General features: G+C 69.5%; 13 protein-coding genes. 6 read left to right on the top strand and 7 right to left on the bottom strand.

Annotated elements, in window-relative coordinates; genetic code table 11:
* Positions 1-15 precede the first annotated feature (15 nt).
* From VA596_RS09115 to pdhA, 4 genes are all read right to left on the bottom strand, one after another.
* Entirely contained in the window at positions 16-597 is a 582-nt protein-coding gene (locus VA596_RS09115; RefSeq protein WP_323324998.1) for a TetR/AcrR family transcriptional regulator, read from the bottom strand.
* Between the two features lie 161 nt (positions 598-758).
* Positions 759-2,087 carry a dihydrolipoamide acetyltransferase family protein gene (locus tag VA596_RS09110; RefSeq protein WP_323324996.1) on the bottom strand — a complete coding sequence of 443 codons (1,329 nt, stop codon included), beginning with the start codon at positions 2,085-2,087 and terminating at the stop codon, positions 759-761.
* A 16-nt stretch (positions 2,088-2,103) separates the two neighbouring features.
* The gene (locus tag VA596_RS09105) at positions 2,104-3,096 is read right to left on the bottom strand and encodes an alpha-ketoacid dehydrogenase subunit beta (RefSeq protein ID WP_323324994.1); all 993 of its coding nucleotides are present in this window, start codon (positions 3,094-3,096) and stop codon (positions 2,104-2,106) included.
* On the bottom strand, positions 3,096-4,301 hold the full coding sequence (gene pdhA / locus VA596_RS09100) for a pyruvate dehydrogenase (acetyl-transferring) E1 component subunit alpha (RefSeq protein WP_323324992.1): 1,206 nt from the start codon (positions 4,299-4,301) through the stop codon (positions 3,096-3,098). Before pdhA ends, VA596_RS09105 begins: the two co-directional genes overlap by 1 nt.
* A gap of 373 nt (positions 4,302-4,674) precedes the next feature.
* Between pdhA and VA596_RS09095 the strand changes: the two genes are divergently transcribed.
* Positions 4,675-6,096, top strand: coding sequence for a M20/M25/M40 family metallo-hydrolase (locus VA596_RS09095; RefSeq protein ID WP_323324990.1), 1,422 nt, complete (start codon positions 4,675-4,677; stop codon positions 6,094-6,096).
* A 446-nt stretch (positions 6,097-6,542) separates the two neighbouring features.
* The gene (locus tag VA596_RS09090; RefSeq protein ID WP_323324988.1) at positions 6,543-6,881 is read left to right on the top strand and encodes a hypothetical protein; all 339 of its coding nucleotides are present in this window, start codon (positions 6,543-6,545) and stop codon (positions 6,879-6,881) included.
* On the opposite strand, the gene VA596_RS09085 is transcribed toward VA596_RS09090, so the two are convergent.
* The 3 genes from VA596_RS09085 to VA596_RS09075 are packed head-to-tail and all read right to left on the bottom strand — an operon-like array spanning position 6,878 to position 10,335.
* Complete coding sequence (locus tag VA596_RS09085) at positions 6,878-7,720, bottom strand: transglutaminase family protein (protein ID WP_323324987.1); 843 nt, start codon at positions 7,718-7,720, stop codon at positions 6,878-6,880. The two genes, VA596_RS09090 and VA596_RS09085, sit on opposite strands and share 4 nt — an antisense overlap.
* Positions 7,717-8,664, bottom strand: coding sequence for an alpha-E domain-containing protein (locus VA596_RS09080; protein WP_323324985.1), 948 nt, complete (start codon positions 8,662-8,664; stop codon positions 7,717-7,719). The genes VA596_RS09085 and VA596_RS09080 overlap by 4 nt, the downstream gene beginning before the upstream one ends.
* Positions 8,665-8,676: 12 nt before the next feature.
* Positions 8,677-10,335: a circularly permuted type 2 ATP-grasp protein gene (locus tag VA596_RS09075; RefSeq protein ID WP_323324983.1), complete on the bottom strand. Its 1,659-nt coding sequence runs from the start codon at positions 10,333-10,335 to the stop codon at positions 8,677-8,679.
* 148 nt (positions 10,336-10,483) lie between these two features.
* Here VA596_RS09075 and VA596_RS09070 point away from each other — a divergent pair, with 148 nt between their 5' ends.
* The 4 genes from VA596_RS09070 (at position 10,484) to VA596_RS09055 (ending at position 15,540) form a co-directional block, all read left to right on the top strand.
* Positions 10,484-11,419 (top strand): ABC transporter substrate-binding protein, encoded by a 936-nt coding sequence (locus tag VA596_RS09070; RefSeq protein WP_323324981.1) that lies wholly within the window; start codon positions 10,484-10,486, stop codon positions 11,417-11,419.
* A gap of 17 nt (positions 11,420-11,436) precedes the next feature.
* The gene (locus tag VA596_RS09065; protein ID WP_323324979.1) at positions 11,437-12,372 is read left to right on the top strand and encodes an amino acid ABC transporter permease; all 936 of its coding nucleotides are present in this window, start codon (positions 11,437-11,439) and stop codon (positions 12,370-12,372) included.
* Entirely contained in the window at positions 12,369-13,142 is a 774-nt protein-coding gene (locus VA596_RS09060) for an amino acid ABC transporter ATP-binding protein (protein WP_323324977.1), read from the top strand. Before VA596_RS09065 ends, VA596_RS09060 begins: the two co-directional genes overlap by 4 nt.
* An 82-nt stretch (positions 13,143-13,224) precedes the next feature.
* The gene (locus VA596_RS09055) at positions 13,225-15,540 is read left to right on the top strand and encodes an oxidoreductase (protein ID WP_323324975.1); all 2,316 of its coding nucleotides are present in this window, start codon (positions 13,225-13,227) and stop codon (positions 15,538-15,540) included.
* Positions 15,541-15,720 lie beyond the last annotated feature (180 nt).

The following is a 15,720-nucleotide window of genomic DNA, read 5'->3' as shown; positions in this document are numbered from 1 at the left end:
CCCCACCGCCCGGGATCATTTGGCCTCCACGGCGCCGTGCAGGAAGACGTCGACCACCTGGCGCGTGGTGGGCGCGTCGTCGTCCGGGGCCATCCGGCGGCCGCCGAACAGCATGGTGAGGAACAGGGCGGCCAGGTGCTCGGGCGACAGCCGCAGGCGGTCCTTCTCGGGTTCGAACAGCTCGGTCACGGCGCCGCGCATGGCGGCCATCGACTCGCGGCGGCCGCCCTTCCAGCCGCCGCGCAGGCGCTGCTCGGGATCGCGGTGCTTGATCCGGCCGGACGCGTGGAGGGCGCCCATCAGCGCGCCCATCCGCTCGAGGTGCGCGCCGAGCGCTTCGGCGGCTTCGACGAGCCGGTCTTCGAGGGGCTGGTCGACGGGGATTTCGGCGATGGCGTCGAGGACGTGGTCGGGACGCAGGGCCTCGGCCGTGCAGGCGTCGAACAGCTCGTCCTTGTCCTTGAACGCGCGGAAGATGGTGCCCTCGCCGATGCCGGCGGCGCGGGCGATCTGGCTCGTGGTGACGGTGGCCCCGTGCTCCATGAGCAGGGGCAGCACCGCGTGCACGATCATGCTGCGCCGGGCTTCGACGCTCATGCCCGGCGCTCTACGCCGGGTTTCGGGTGCTGGTGTCATGCGACCAGTGTGCGGAGTGAGTGCTCACTCCGTCAAGCGAGTATGCCGAGGGCGAAAGCTGTGAAGGCCACCTTGAGGGACTCAGAGTCCCTCAAGGTGGCCTTCACGGACCTTCAGTGGATCTAGTAGGTCATCGCCATGGCCGGGTCGGCCAGCAGGGCGCCGACGTCGGCCAGGAACTCCGAGCCCTGCTGGCCGTCGACCACTCGGTGGTCGAAGCTCAGCGACAGCTGCAGCACCTTGCGGACCTTGATCTCGCCGTCCACCACCCACGGCTGGTCCTTGATCGCGCCGAGGCACAGGATCGCGGACTCGCCCGGGTTGATGATCGGTGTGCCGGTGTCGACGCCGAAGACGCCGACGTTGGTGATCGTGATCGTGCCGTTCGCCATGTCGGCCGGCGACGTCTTGCCCTCGCGGGCGACGTCCGTCAAGGCGGTCAGCGCGCTCGCCAGCTCCTTCAGCGACAGCGAGTCGGCGTCGCGGACCTTCGGCACGATCAGGCCGCGGGGCGTGGCCGCCGCGATCCCGAGGTGGACGTAGTCCTTGTAGACGATCTCCTGCGCCGCCTCGTCCCACACCGCGTTGATGTCCGGGGTGCGCTTCGCCGCCAGGCACACGGCCTTCGCCGCGAACGTCAGCGGCGTGACCTTCACCCCGGCGAACTCCCGCGACTTCTTCAGCTTCTCGCGGAACTCCATCATCGGCGTGACGTCGATGGTCAGGAACTCCGTGACGTGCGGAGCGGTGTACGCGCTCTGCACCATCGCCGCCGCGGTCATCTTGCGGACGCCCTTGATCGGGACGCGCCGCTCGCGGGTGGCCGGGTCGTAACCGGTGTCCACAGTGGACGTCGCGGCCGGCGCCGCCGAGCCGTTGGCCGCGCGTTCGACGTCGTCACGCGTGATGACGCCGCCCGAAGCGGTGCCGGTCAGCGCGTGCAGGTCGACGCCCAGGTCCTTCGCCAGCTTCCGCACCGGCGGCTTGGCCAGCGGCACGTACCCACCCCGAGGAGCAGGAGCAGCGGGAGCAGGCGGCGCGACGACAGCAGCCGCAGGAGCGGGAGCAGGCGCCGACCCCTTCCGGGCCCGCCGCTGCGTGACGACGGCCTTGGAGCCGTAGCCGACCAGCGGCTTCATCTCCTCTTCCTCGGCCGGAGCCGCGGCCGCGGCGGGAGGGGCAGCGGCCGGAGCCGCAGCGCCGCCCGGGTCGACGTCGATGGTGAGGATCGGCGTGCCGACCTCCACCGTCTGACCCGGCTCGACGTGCAGCTCGGTGACCACACCGGCCCACGGGATCGGCAGCTCGACGGCCGCCTTCGCCGTCTCGATCTCGACCACGATCTGGTTGACCGTCACCGTGTCGCCCGGCTTGACGTGCCAGCTGAGGATGTCGGCTTCGGTCAGCCCCTCCGCCGTGTCGGCGAGGGGGAACTGCTTGAACGTTGGCATGACGCGGAAATCCCCCTTACCAGGCGAGCGAGCGGTCGACGGCGTGCAGCACCCGGTCCAGGTCGGGGAGGTAGTGCTCCTCGAGCTTGGCTGGCGGGTACGGCGTGTCGAACCCGGTCACCCGGAGGACGGGCGCCTCCAGCGAGTAGAAGCACTCCTGCTGGACGCGCGCGGCGATCTCCGACGTCAGCGACGACTCGGACGGCGCCTCCGAGAGCGCGATCAGCCGTCCGGTCTTGCGCACCGACTCGAACACCGGGCCGAGGTCCAGCGGCGAGAGCGTGCGCAGGTCGATGACCTCGAGGGACTTGCCCTCGTCGGCGGCCGCGGCGGCCGCGTCGAGCGCGACCTTCACCGACGGGCCGTACGCGACGACCGTCGCCGTCGTGCCCTCGCGCACGACCTGCGAGGAGAACACCGGCGCCGGCGTGCCGGCGACGTCGATCTCCGCGCGCAGCGCGCCCGAGTGGTAGAGCCGCTTGGGCTCGAAGAACAGGATCGGGTCGTCCGACTTGATCGCTTCCTGGATGCCCCAGTAGGCGTCGACGGCGTTCGAGATCGAGACGACCTTCAGGCCCGGGATGTGCGCGAACAGCGACTCCGGGGACTCGGAGTGGTGCTCGACCGCGCCGATCCCGCCGCCGAACGGCACCCGGATCACGACGGGCATCTTGATCTTGCCCTGCGTCCGGTAGTGCAGCTTCGCCAGCTGGGACGAGATCTGGTCGAACCCGGGGAAGATGAAGCCCTCGAACTGGATCTCGCACACCGGCCGGAACCCGCGCACGGCCAGGCCGACCGCGGTGCCGATGATGCCCGACTCGGACAGCGGCGTGTCCAGCACGCGCTGCTCGCCGAAGTCCTTCTGCAGGCCGTCGGTGATCCGGAAGACACCGCCGAGCTTGCCGACGTCCTCGCCCATGATCAGGACCTTGGGGTCCTCTTCCATGGCGCGGCGCAGGCCGAGGTTGAGCGCCTTGCCGATGGTGAGTTTCTGGAGGTCGGTCATCAGTGCTCACCCGCCGATACGAAGCCGTCGAGGTAGGACAGGAACTCTTCGCGCTGCGCCTCGAGGACGGGGTTGCCCTCGGCGTAGACGTTGCTGAAGATCCGGTCCGGCGGCGGCTCCGGCATGTTGAAGGTGTACTCGCGCAGGTCGGCGGCGAAGGCGTCGGCCTCGGCCTGGACCTGGTCGAAGAAGTCGTGGTCGGCGCCGCCCTTGCGGGCCAGGAACGCCCGGACGCGCTCGATCGGGTCCTTGAGCTTCCACTCTTCGAGCTCGTCGGACAGCCGGTAGCGCGACGGGTCGTCGGTCGTCGTGTGCGCGTCCATCCGGTAGGTGAACGCCTCGATCAGCACCGGGCCGTTGCCGTGGCGGCACTCGTCGAGCGCCCAGCGGGACACCGCGAGGCAGGCCAGGACGTCGTTGCCGTCGACGCGGATGCCGGGGAAGCCGTAGCCACGGGCGCGCTGGTAGAGCGGCAGGCGCGACTGGCGCTCGGTCGGCTCGGAGATCGCCCACTGGTTGTTCTGGCAGAAGAACACGAGCGGCGCGTCGTAGACCGCGGCCCAGACGAAGCCCTCGTGGACGTCGCCCTGCGAGGTCGCGCCGTCACCGAAGTAGCAGATCGTGGCTTCACCGTCGTCGTCACCGACCTTGCCCTCGAACCGCTGCCCCATCGCGTACCCGGCGGCGTTGAGCACCTGGTTGCCGATGACGATGCAGTACGGGTGGAAGCCGTGGGCCTTGTAGTCCCAGCCGCTGTGGTCGGTGCAGCGGAAGATGCCGAGCAGGTCCTTCATGTCGACCCCGCGCGCGTACGCGACGCCGTGCTCACGGTAGCTGGGGAACGCCATGTCGTTCTTCTTCAGCGCGCGGCCCGACCCGATCTGCGCGGCCTCCTGGCCGAGCAGCGGGACCCAGATGCCGAGCTGGCCCTGGCGCTGCATCGCGTTGGCCTCGCGGTCCGCGCGGCGGACGAGCACCATGTCGCGGTACAGGTTGCGCAGGGCTTCGTCATCGATGTCGTCGACGTACTTGTCGAACTGCGGCGACGGGACCCGTTCGCCTTCGGGGGTGAGCAGCTGAGTCAGCTCAGCGCCACCTTCGCTGGTCGCTCGCAATCCGGCGATCACCTGCTCGGGGGAAGGCTGGGCCGCTACGGCGGCCGGCCCGTCTCCAGGCTCCGGGTGCGTCCACTGTTCGGACGGCATGGGCGTTGCTCCTCGGTGTCGGTGCCTCTGGCGGCCGCTTGTGGCGACCACAGCGACTGCACCGGCGGCGACCAGCGTTTCGGGTCTCCGAAGCGCTCGGTCACCGTCGGCGTTGACGGTTCACGCCGTCATCCTGGCACGAAGGCCCGCTCCTTGGTCAGACGCGGTTGCTGATTTGTTGCTGAGAAACCGGCCCTGAACAGGCAAAACGCTAGGAAGACCGAGCATTGGACCTACGAGAGTAGGTCGTCGGTCCGCGCGTTCACCAGGCGCGCTCGCGCGGGTGCGTACCTCTGCGTGTGCGCGCGGGTGCACCCCGGAGACGACCTTGTGACGTGCCGCACGCCGGGACCCCCGTGGCACGATGGGCGTCGTGGAGCCGAAAACCGTGCGTGAATCCGTCGTGTCCGGCTGGACCGACGACGTCATCCCGAGCCTGTCCGGACTGGTGGCCATCCCCGCCCTGTCCCCGGCCTTCGACGCCGACTGGGCGAAGACCGGGCACCTGGCCGCCGCCGTCGAGCACGTCCGCGCGTGGATCGCCGCGCGCGACCTGCCCGGCGCGACCCTCGACGTCGTCGAGCTGCCGGACCGGACCCCCCTGCTGCTCGTCGACGTCCCGGCGACCCCGGGCGCGGCGGCGGAGGGCACCGTCCTGATGTACGGCCACCTCGACAAGCAGCCCCCGGTGGGCGGCTGGTCGGAGGGCCTCGACCCGTGGACCCCGGTGATCCGCGACGGCCGGCTGTACGGCCGCGGCTCCGTCGACGACGGCTACTCCGGCTACGCGGCGACGACGTCCATCGAGGCCGTGCACGCCGCCGGCGGTGAGCACGCGCGCATCGTCGTGCTGCTGGAGACCGGCGAGGAGTCCGGCAGCCCGGACCTGCCCGCCTACGTCGAGCACCTGGCCGACCGGATCGGCGAGGTCTCGCTGGTCGTCTGCCTCGACGCCGGCGGCAGCGACTACGAGCGGTTGTGGCTGGTCACGAGCCTGCGCGGGATGCTGCACCTGGACGTCACCGTCCAGCTGCTGGGCTCGGCGCAGCACTCCGGCGTCGCTTCGGGCGTCGTCGCGAGCTCGTTCCGCGTCCTGCGGAGCCTGATCGAGCGTCTCGAGGACAGCGCGACCGGTGAACTGCTGCTCGACGAGCTGAAGGTCGAGGTCCCGGCCGACCGGCTGGCCGAGCTGAAGGCCGTCTCGAAGGACTTCCCGGAGGCACTGTCGAAGGCGTTCCCGCTGGTCGAGGGCGGTCGGGTGATCACGGAGGACGCGCTGGAGCTGATGCTCAACAACGCGTGGCGCCCGACGCTGTCGATCATCGGCGCCGACGGCTTCCCGAAGCCGGCCGACGCGGGCAACGTCCTGCGCGAGAGCACGACGTTGACCCTGAGCTTCCGCCTCCCGCCGACGGCCGACGCCGCGAAGGCGCTCGAAGCTGTGAAGCGCACCCTGACCACGGACGTCCCGTACGGCGCGAAGGTGACCTTCGGCGACAACCCGCAGTCGGAGGACGGCTGGAACGCGCCTTCGGAGGCCCCCTGGCTGACGGCGGCCCTGCAGAAGGTCAGCGACGGCGTCTTCGGCCAGCCCCACCGCGCGACCGGCATGGGCGGCTCGATCCCGTTCATGGGCCTGCTCTCCCGCAAGTACCCGGAGGCCCAGTTCCTGGTCACGGGCGCGTGCGGCTCGGACTCGAACATCCACGTACCGGACGAGTGGCTGCACCTGGAGTACGCACAGCAGGTCACGGAGGCCGTCGCCCACATCCTGGACGCCCACGCCCGCGGCTGACCTCGTCGAGCCGGCGCGTTCCGATCTCGGAACGCGCCGGGTTCGGTGTTGCCCGGATCGAGTGTGCGTATTACGGTGTAATACGTTACTTGCGTGAGAGGTGAACTGTACGACGGAATTCCTCTGAGACTCCTGCCCTTCGAGGAGGTGCGAGTACCCGATCCGTCGCACCTGCGGCGATCGCTGCGTTACCCGGGTGCTCTGGACATAGAGCCCGAGCACGCGGTGGAGGCGGTGTTCGATCCGGAGCGCTTGGTCGGCCGTGACGCCTCGTCGCGTACTGGTGAGTCACTCCGGGTGGTCGGGCACTCGGTGGGTTTGGGGCGTGTGCTGGTGGTAGTCCTGCTGCCTGACCGTCACCCGCCGGAAGGGACGTGGCTCGTGGCCACAGCTTGGCCGGCCGGCAAACGTACCCGCCAGGAATATCTGGGAATATGGGAGGTTTCATGATCACGGACGAAGAACTTCTCCGCCGCGTCGCTGAAGCTGCTGAGGCTGATCCCGAAGCCGAGGCTGACTGGGTGCGGCATCAGCGGCCGTCCAAGAATCCCACCGCCGTCTACAGCGTGCGCATCCCCGTGGACCGGATCGAGGAGCTGCGGCAGCTCGCCGTGGCGCGGAACGTGCAGCCGACCGCGTTGATCCGGACCTGGGTGCTCGCGCAGCTCGACGCCGCGAAGAGTGGCGACGAGGACGCGCGGCAGTGGGAAACCGAAGTCCGCGCGACCATCGATCATCTGCGCAACCTGCTCGACGGACGAGGGTCGCGAGCCGAAACCGCCTAGGCCAGCCGGGTCAGGTGGACCGAGACGTCCAAAGTGGACTGCCCACCCCCCGTGAAGATGCCCTTCAACGGCGCCACGTCCGCGTAGTCGCGGCCGTACGCCACCCACACGTGCCGCGGCCCGACCGGGATCGCGTTGGTCGGGTCGTACGCCCACCAGCCGCCCGTCCAGACGTCGACCCAGGCGTGGGACTCGCCCGCGACGACCTCGCCCAGCTTCGCCTCCTTCTTCGTGTGCAGGTAGCCCGAGACGTAGCGGGCCGGGACGCCGATCGCGCGCAGCATCACCAGCGTGACGTGCGCGAAGTCCTGGCAGACGCCCTCGCGCGCCTTCCACGCGTCGGTCGCCGTCGAGTGGACGCCCGTCGTGCCCGGTTGGTACTTCAGCTGCTTGTTCACCCACTCGCACACCGCCAGCACCGCGTCCGCCGGGTCGAGGCCGGTGCGCAGGGCACGGGCCTCGCGCGCCAGCTCGACGTCGCGCGGGGTGTAGTCGGTCGGGGACAGGTACTCCGTGCGGTGGTCGATCACCGTCTCGCTGCGCAGGTCGCGCCACGACGCCTTACGGATCGGCTCGGCCTCGTCCGCCGTCTCGACCACCGACGTCGCCAGCACCGTGAACTCCGTGTGCGGCGCGTGGAGGTCGAACGACGTGACCACCGTGCCCCAGTAGTCGGTGTAGCGGTACGCGCGGGTCGCGGGCGTCGTCTCGATGCGCGTCGCCACCGTCGTCTGACGGCGGTCCGAGCGCGGGGTCAGCCGCGCTTCGTTGTACGACTGCGTCGCCGGCGTCGCGTACCGGTACCCCGTCCGGTGGGCCACCCGAAGCTGCCAGGTCACAGCGAAACCTCCGCACCGCTCCACGCCACCCACGGCGACGTGCTGAAGTACTGCATCGACACGGACTCGCCGATCTCCTTGATCGACGTCTGCAGCGTCCCGAGCCGCCGCGGCAGGTCGGTCAGCAGGTCCGACGGGCGCAGGAACTCCAGCTCGCTGCGGGCCCGGCCGAGTTCGCGCAGCGCCTCGGACTTCTCGTTGTTGCGCGCCGCGCCGCCGGGGTCGAGCCGCTGCAGGCACTCCTCCGCCTGCCGCAGCGCGTGGAACACCGACCGCGGGAACAGCGTGTCCCGCAACAGGAACTGCACGACCCGGCCCGCGTCGAGCGCGCCGCGGTAGGTGCGCAGGTAGGTGTCCTGCGCGCCGGCCGAGCGGAGCACCGTGATCCAGCCCGGGGACGACGCGCGGTCCGAAACCCGCGACAGCAGCAGCCGCACCACCATGTCGGCGCGTTCGATCGAGCGGCCGAGCACCATGAACAGCCAGCCGTCGTCGCGGCTCATCGTCGAGTCGGCGAGCCCGGCGAACATCGCCGCACGCTCCTCGACGAACGACAGGAACGCGTGCGGCCCGGCGCGCCGGGCGTACCGCTGCCGGTCCGGCACCGCGTTCCACGTCGCGTTCAGGCACTCCCACAGCTCGGTCGAGACGACCTCGCGGGCGCCGCGCGTGTTCTCGCGGGCCGAGTTGATCGAGCCGACGATCGACGCCGGGTTGTCCTTCGCGTACGCCACCAGCTCGGTCAGCTTCCAGACGTCGAGGGACTCGGTGCCCTCCGACTCGATGCCCAGCACCGCCAGCAGCTGGCGGCTCGCGTGGTCCGGGTCGACGCTCGCGTCCTCCAGCAGCTGGTGGACCGAGACGTTGAGGATGCGGGAGGTGTCGTCGGCGCGTTCGACGTACCGGCCGATCCAGTACAGCGACTCCGCGTTGCGTGCCAGCATTGAGAAACCTCCCTAGCTCTGCTGTTGCTGCTGCTGTTGCTGGGTGGCGGACAGCTCGGGCCCCTGCTCCGCGACCAGGCCGTCCACAGTGGACACACTGCCGAGCGCGGGCTGCTCCAGCTCCCGCTCCGCCGTCGACGCCCGCGACGCCAGCACCCAGGTGTCCTTCGAACCGCCGCCCTGCGACGAGTTGACGACCAGGCTGCCCTCCGGCAGCGCCACCCGGGTCAGCCCGCCGGGCAGCACGAAGATGTCCTTGCCGTCGTTGACCGCGAACGGGCGCAGGTCGACGTGCCGCGGCGCCAGCCGGTCCTCCACCTTCGACGGCACGGTCGACAACTGCACCACCGGCTGCGCGATCCAGCCACGCCGGTTCGCCCGCACCTTCCGCCGCAGCACGTCCAGTTCCTTCTTGGTGGCTTCGGGCCCGAAGACGATGCCGTACCCGCCGGAGCCTTCGACCGGCTTGACGACCAGCTCGTCGAGGTGCGCCATCACGTGGTCGAACTCGTCCGGCAGCCAGCAGCGGAACGTGTCCACGTTGGGCAGCAGCGGCTTCTCGCCGAGGTAGTACTTCACCATCTCCGGCACGTAGGTGTAGACGAGCTTGTCGTCCCCGACGCCGTTGCCGATGGCGTTCGCGACGACGACGTTGCCCGCGCGCGCCGCGTTGAGCACGCCGGCGACGCCGAGCACCGAGTCCGGCCGGTAGTGCACCGGGTCGAGGAACTCGTCGTCGATCCGCCGGTAGATGACGTCGACCTGGCGCTCCCCCTCGGTCGTGCGCAGGTAGACGACGTTGTCACGGCAGAACATGTCACGGCCTTCGACGAGTTCGACGCCCATCAGCCGCGCCAGCAGCGAGTGCTCGAAGTACGCCGAGTTGTAGACGCCGGGGGTGAGCACCACGACCATCGGGTCGGCGACGTTCGCCGCGGCCGCCGCGCGCAGCGCCCGCAGCAGGTGTGACGCGTAGTCGCCGACCGGGCGCACCCGGTGCTGGGCGAACAGGTCGGGGAAGACCCGCGCCATCGTCCGCCGGTTCTCCATCACGTACGACACCCCGGACGGATTGCGGAGGTTGTCCTCCAATACCCGGAACGTGCCCTCCTCGTCGCGCACCAGGTCCACACCGGACACGTGGATGCGCACGCCGTTCGGCGGGTTGATGCCGAAGGCCTCCCGCTGGAAGTGCTCGCACGACGTGATCAGCCGCCGCGGGAACACGCCGTCACGCAGGATCTGCCGGTCGCCGTAGATGTCGGCGAGGAACGCCTCGAGCGCGCGGACCCGCTGCGCCACCCCGCGTTCGAGCTTCGACCACTCGGCCGCCTGGATCACCCGCGGCACCAGGTCCAGCGGGAACGGCCGCTCCTGCCCGGACAGCGAGAACGTGATGCCCTGGTCGACCATCGCCCGGTCCAGCGCGAGCGAGCGCGAGTTCAGGTCGTGCGCGTCGAGCGCCGCGATCGAGTCGTACAGCGCCCGGTACGGGCCGCGGACCGTGCCGTCGGCCGCGAACATCTCGTCGTAGGCGTCCGCGTGCGGCCGTTCCGGGGAGAGGTACCCGTCGAACCTCGCGCCCGGCCGGGTGATCCGGCGGGTCGTCGCCTTCCTCGCACGTCGACCGGAGGGGGGCAGCCGGGGCGGGATCGCGTTCATGAACGACATCCTCACCTACGTGCCCACCAACGCGCGACACTCCCACGCAGGTGGGCGCGGTGCGAAACGTCGCTGTAACTCGACAGTGCTGTGCTTTGGTATGGATGAGTGGCAATATGCGTGCTCTCACGAACTGAGAACTACGAGGAGTGACGACGTGGCCCGAGGACCCCAACTCAAGGCGCTCGCCCTGTTGCCGGCATTCGCCCTGGTCGGACTGACCATGGCCTGTGGCGCGGGCGGTAGCGGTGCCGGCGACGTCGGCTCGAGCAGTGCCGCTCCGGCGGCCACTGGTTCGGGTGACGCAGGCACGGTCGCGAAGGACGACGCGCTCGCCGCGCTGGTGCCCGCCGACGTCAAGGCGGACGGCAAGATCCTCGTCGGGCAGGACCAGAGCTACCCGCCGAACGAGTTCCAGGACAACGGCAAGGCGGCCGGCTTCGACGTCGACCTCGGCACCGCCATCGGGCAGGTGCTCGGCGTGCAGATGGAGTTCCAGAACGCCTCGTTCGACGGCATCATCCCCGGCATCGGCTCGAAGAAGTACGAGCTGGCGATGTCCTCGTTCAGCATCACGAGCGAGCGGCTGCAGACGGTCGACATGATCTCGTACTACAAGGCCGGCACCTCGCTGGGCGTGCTGAAGGGCAACCCGGACGGCATCAAGGTCGACGACCTCTGCGGCAAGAAGGTCGCCGTGCAGAAGGGCACCACGCAGGTCGAGGACCTCGACAAGAAGAACGCCGCATGCACCGGTGGCGGGAAGCCGGCCATCGAGGTCACGCAGCTGCAGGCCCAGACCGACGTCAACCTGGCCCTCACCGCCAAGCGCGTGCAGGCCGAGCTGGCCGACTCGCCGGTCATCGACTACGCGGTGAAGCAGACGAACGGCGCGCTCGAGGTCGTCGGCGAGCCCTACGACACCGCGCCGTACGGCATCGTGCTCGCCAAGAACAGCGGCGACTACGGCAAGGCCGTGCAGGGCGCCGTCCAGAAGCTCATCGACAGCGGGGCATACAAGAAGATCCTCGACAAGTGGGGTCTGTCCTCGGCCGGTGCGGTCACCAAGTCGGAGATCAACCCGGCCAGCTGAGTTAGGACGTAGTTCGCGTGTCCAGTTCTTCCGAAGCGCCTCCGAGCGAGGCGCCGGCCGACGCCGAGCCCATCAAGGCCGTCCCGGTGCGCCACTACGGGCGCTGGGTGGCCGGAGTGATCATCCTGTTCGTCGCGTTCATCGTGGCGCGCAGCGTGATCACGAACGACGCCCTGCAATGGCCGGTCGTCGGTGACTACCTGTTCGACGACCGGATCCTGCGTGGCCTGCAGAACACGCTGATCCTGACGGTGATCTCGATGCTGATCGGGATCGTCGGCGGGATCCTGCTGGCCGTCATGCGGCTGTCGCCGAACCCGCTCACGTCGGGGGCCGCGGCCGTCTACATCTGGTTGTTCCGCGGCACGCCGCTGATCACCCAGCTGATCATCTGGAACTTCCTCGGCCTCGCGTACTCCCGGATCGGGCTCGGCATCCCGTTCGGACCGACGTTCGTCAGCTGGGACACGAACCTGCTGATCACGCAGTTCACGGCGTCACTGCTGGGCCTCGGCCTCAACGAAGCCGCTTACATGGCGGAAATCGTGCGAGGCGGGATCCAGTCGGTCGACGACGGCCAGCTGGAAGCGGCGGGCGCGCTCGGTATGAGCCGCACCAAGACGTTGCGGCGGATCATCCTCCCGCAAGCCATGCGGGTGATCATCCCGCCGACCGGCAACGAGACGATCTCCATGCTCAAGACGACGTCACTGGTCGTCGCGATCGGGTACTTCGAGCTGATGGTCGCGGCACAGACCATCTACTCGCAGAACCTGAAGACCGTGCCGCTGCTGATCGTCGCCGCGCTCTGGTACCTGTTCATGACGTCCGTGCTGACACTGGTGCAGATGCAGATCGAGAAGCGGTTCTCGCGCGGCACTTCGCGTGGCGTGGCGCAGCGGCCCGCCTGGCGGTCGAAGTTGTTCAGCCGGGGTGGAGGGAACGTCACATGACCCCCGTCGTGTCCGCGCAGAGGATCTGCAAGAGCTTCGGCAGCGTCGACGTCCTCAAGGGCATCGACCTCGAGGTCAACGAGCGCGAGGTGCTCTGCCTGATCGGGCCGTCCGGCTCGGGCAAGTCGACGTTGCTGCGCTGCATCAACCACCTCGAGAAGATCGACGCCGGCCGGCTCTACGTCGACGGCGTGCTCGTCGGCTACCGGGAGCGCGGCGACAAGCTGCACGAGCTGCGCGAGAAGGAGGTCGCGTTCCAGCGCAAGGACATCGGCATGGTGTTCCAGCGGTTCAACCTCTTCCCGCACATGACCGCGCTGGAAAACGTGATGGAGGCGCCGATCCAGGTGCGCCGCGAGCCGAAGTCCCAGGTGCGGCAACGCGCGTTGGAGCTGCTGGACCGCGTCGGCCTCGGTGACAAGGCGAAGAACTACCCGGCGCAGCTGTCCGGCGGGCAGCAGCAGCGCGTCGCGATCGCCCGGGCGCTCGCGATGAAGCCGAAGCTGATGCTGTTCGACGAGCCGACGTCCGCGCTGGACCCGGAGCTCGTCGGCGACGTCCTGGGCGTGATGAAGCAGCTCGCCAAGGACGGCATGACCATGGTCGTCGTCACGCACGAGATGCAGTTCGCGCGTGAGGTGGCGGACAAGGTGCTCTTCATGGACGGCGGCGTCGTCGTCGAAGAGGGCCCGCCCGACCAGGTCATCGGGGACCCGCGGGAGGAGCGGACCAAGTCGTTCCTCGCCCGGGTGCTCAACCCCAACGCCTGAGGTGCCGCGGCGGAAACGGTGTTCCGGCACCGTTTCCGCCGCGTTTTCGCTACCGTGATGGCGGGGTGAGGGGAGATCCGCCATGTCGACCGAAAGTGCGCTGCCGCCGTTGGACCCCTTTGCCGGGATTCCCGACAAGCGCTACGAGGTCAAGGCCTCCGAGCTGCTGAAACCCGGCAACGCCGGCCTGATGCGCTGGCGGCGTCAGGCCACGAACGCGCCGACCGTCTACGTCGAGGACGCCTACATCACCGGCACGCTGGACCTGCGGGCCGCGGACCTGAAGTACCTGTTCCGGTTCGAGCGCTGCCGGTTCGAGCAGCCGCCGGACGTGCGTGAGGCGAACCTGCTCGGCCTGGTCTTCCGCAAGTGCTGGCTGCCCGGCCTCAAGGCCCGCAACATGCGCAGCCGCAACGACGTCCGGCTGATCCGCTGCGTCGTCCAGGTTGACGGCGACGACCGCGAGATCGAGGAGACGACCGTCCAGCGCGGCGACGACCGCGAGCGCGGCATGCCGAACGCCGCCGTCAACCTGACGGACGCGGTGATCGAGGGCTCGATGGTGCTGACCCGCACCGTGATCTCGCACCCGCGCGGCAAGGCGATCCAGGCCGACCGGCTGGTGCTCACCGGCGCGCTGCTGGCGTACCGGATGGTCGCGAACGGCGAAGTCCGGCTCCCGGGCCTGCACACCGGCGGTAACGTCAACTTCTCCGGCGCCACGCTGAACAACCCGGACGGCTTCGCGCTCAACGGCAACGGCATCCACATCGGCGGCAGCCTGCTGTGCGAGGTCGACAACTACGGCCCGGCCAGCCAGCGGAAACGCTTCTCCGCCACCGGGATCATGTACCTGCCGAGCGCCACCGTGGACAGCGACATCATCATGCGCGAGGCGAAGCTGACCGTGTCCCAGCAGGGGCCGATCGCCGTCGACGCGTGGAAGTCGAACGACCCGTACCTCGACCCGCGCCCGGCGCTGGTCGCCGACCGGCTGAGCGTCGACGGCAACCTGGAGCTGTCCGACGGCCTGCAGGCGCTGGGCACGTTGCGGATGGTCAACGCGCGGATCGGCGGCTCGCTGCGGCTGGCCGGCGCCGAGGTCAGCGTCGTGCGCGGCAAGACCCCGCCGTACTACGACCGGGCGCTGCACCTGGACGGCACCGAGATCGGCGGCGACATCGAGGCGACCAGCCTGCGCGTGCCGGCCGGGCAGCTGCGGCTGGCCGACGTCACCGTCGGCGGCAACTTCCTGGCCTGGAACTCGATGTTCCGCCACCCCGGCCGGGACGTGTTCTCCGCACGCCGGTCGAAGATCGCCGGCAACTTCCAGCTCACCGACGCCACGATCCACGGCACACTGCGGCTGCAGGGCGTCGAGGTCGGCGGCAGCATCAACCTCGCCGGCACCCGGCTGACGGACCCGGGACACCGCGCGACCAGCAGTTTTTCGCTGGACGTCCGCACCGGCCGGATCGGGCGCGACCTCCTGCTGCGCGACGACAACAACCGCGCGTTCGTCGCCGAGGGCGGCATCAACCTGGACGGCGCCCAGGTCGCGCGGCGGGTGGAGATCCGCGGCGCGCAGCTCGGGTCGTTCCCGCCGTTCAACGTCGCCCTCGACGCCGGCGACGTCGCGGCCGACGAGTTCACGTTCACCCCGAGCAGCCCGCCCGTCGGCCGGGTGGTGCTGCGCCGGGCGCACTGCGGAACGCTGACGGACAACGAGGCGTTCTGGGCCGCGACCGAGGGCATCGAGCTGGAGGACTTCCGGTACGACGCGCTGAAGGACGGCATCCCCCTCGACGACGACAAGACCCTCGACCACCGCATCGAGTTGCTGCGCAAGGCCATGCGCGGCTACCGCCCGGGCCCGTACGACCAGCTCGCGCACATGCTCCGCGCGGCGGGGAACGAGGAGCACGCGTCAACGGTGGCGCTGCGCAAGCAGCAGTTCCGCTACGAGGCGCTGGCCCGCGGTTTCAAGTTCTTCGGCCCCGGAGTCCGGTTGTGGAGCTGGCTCCAGCGTTCGATGGTCGGCTACGGCTACCGCCCGGTCCGCGCGCTGGGCTGGCTGTTCACCCTGCTGGTGCTGGGCAGCCTGTGGTTCGGCTTGGGCTCGGACGACTGCGTCAACTGGGCTACCACCGATCAGGCCCACCAGATCATCGCCAACGGCCCCCGCTGCGTGGTGAACCAGCAGGACACGGGCCTGCAGTGGAACCCGGTGATCTACACGGCGGACCTGCTGGTCCCGATCGTCGACTTCGGCAACAAGTCCCGCTGGTACATGCACGGAGCGGACAACTGGGTGGCGGCGGGCTTCACGGCCTCCGGCTGGATCCTGGCGACGACGGTGGCCGCGGGCGTGAGCCGGATGCTGCGCCGGGAGAGCTGAGTCTCTGCCACTTTATCGGGATATCTAGCGCGAATCCGATAGTCCACCAGAAACCCCAAGCAAGTCCCGTCAGGCAGGCTCCCGCTCGGGCCGAGGCCCACTCCAGCCCCCAACCAAGCCCCCGCCCTCTCCGGGGGGCGTCCCCAGGTCCAGTTTATCGGCGGCCACTGACGACCCTGG

The sequence above is a fragment of the Amycolatopsis heterodermiae genome (assembly GCF_034929455.1).
Taxonomy (GTDB): Bacteria; Actinomycetota; Actinomycetes; order Mycobacteriales; family Pseudonocardiaceae; genus Amycolatopsis; species Amycolatopsis heterodermiae.
The sequence above is the reverse complement of the archived record's forward strand: the minus strand, read 5'-3'. Positions and strand labels throughout refer to the sequence as shown.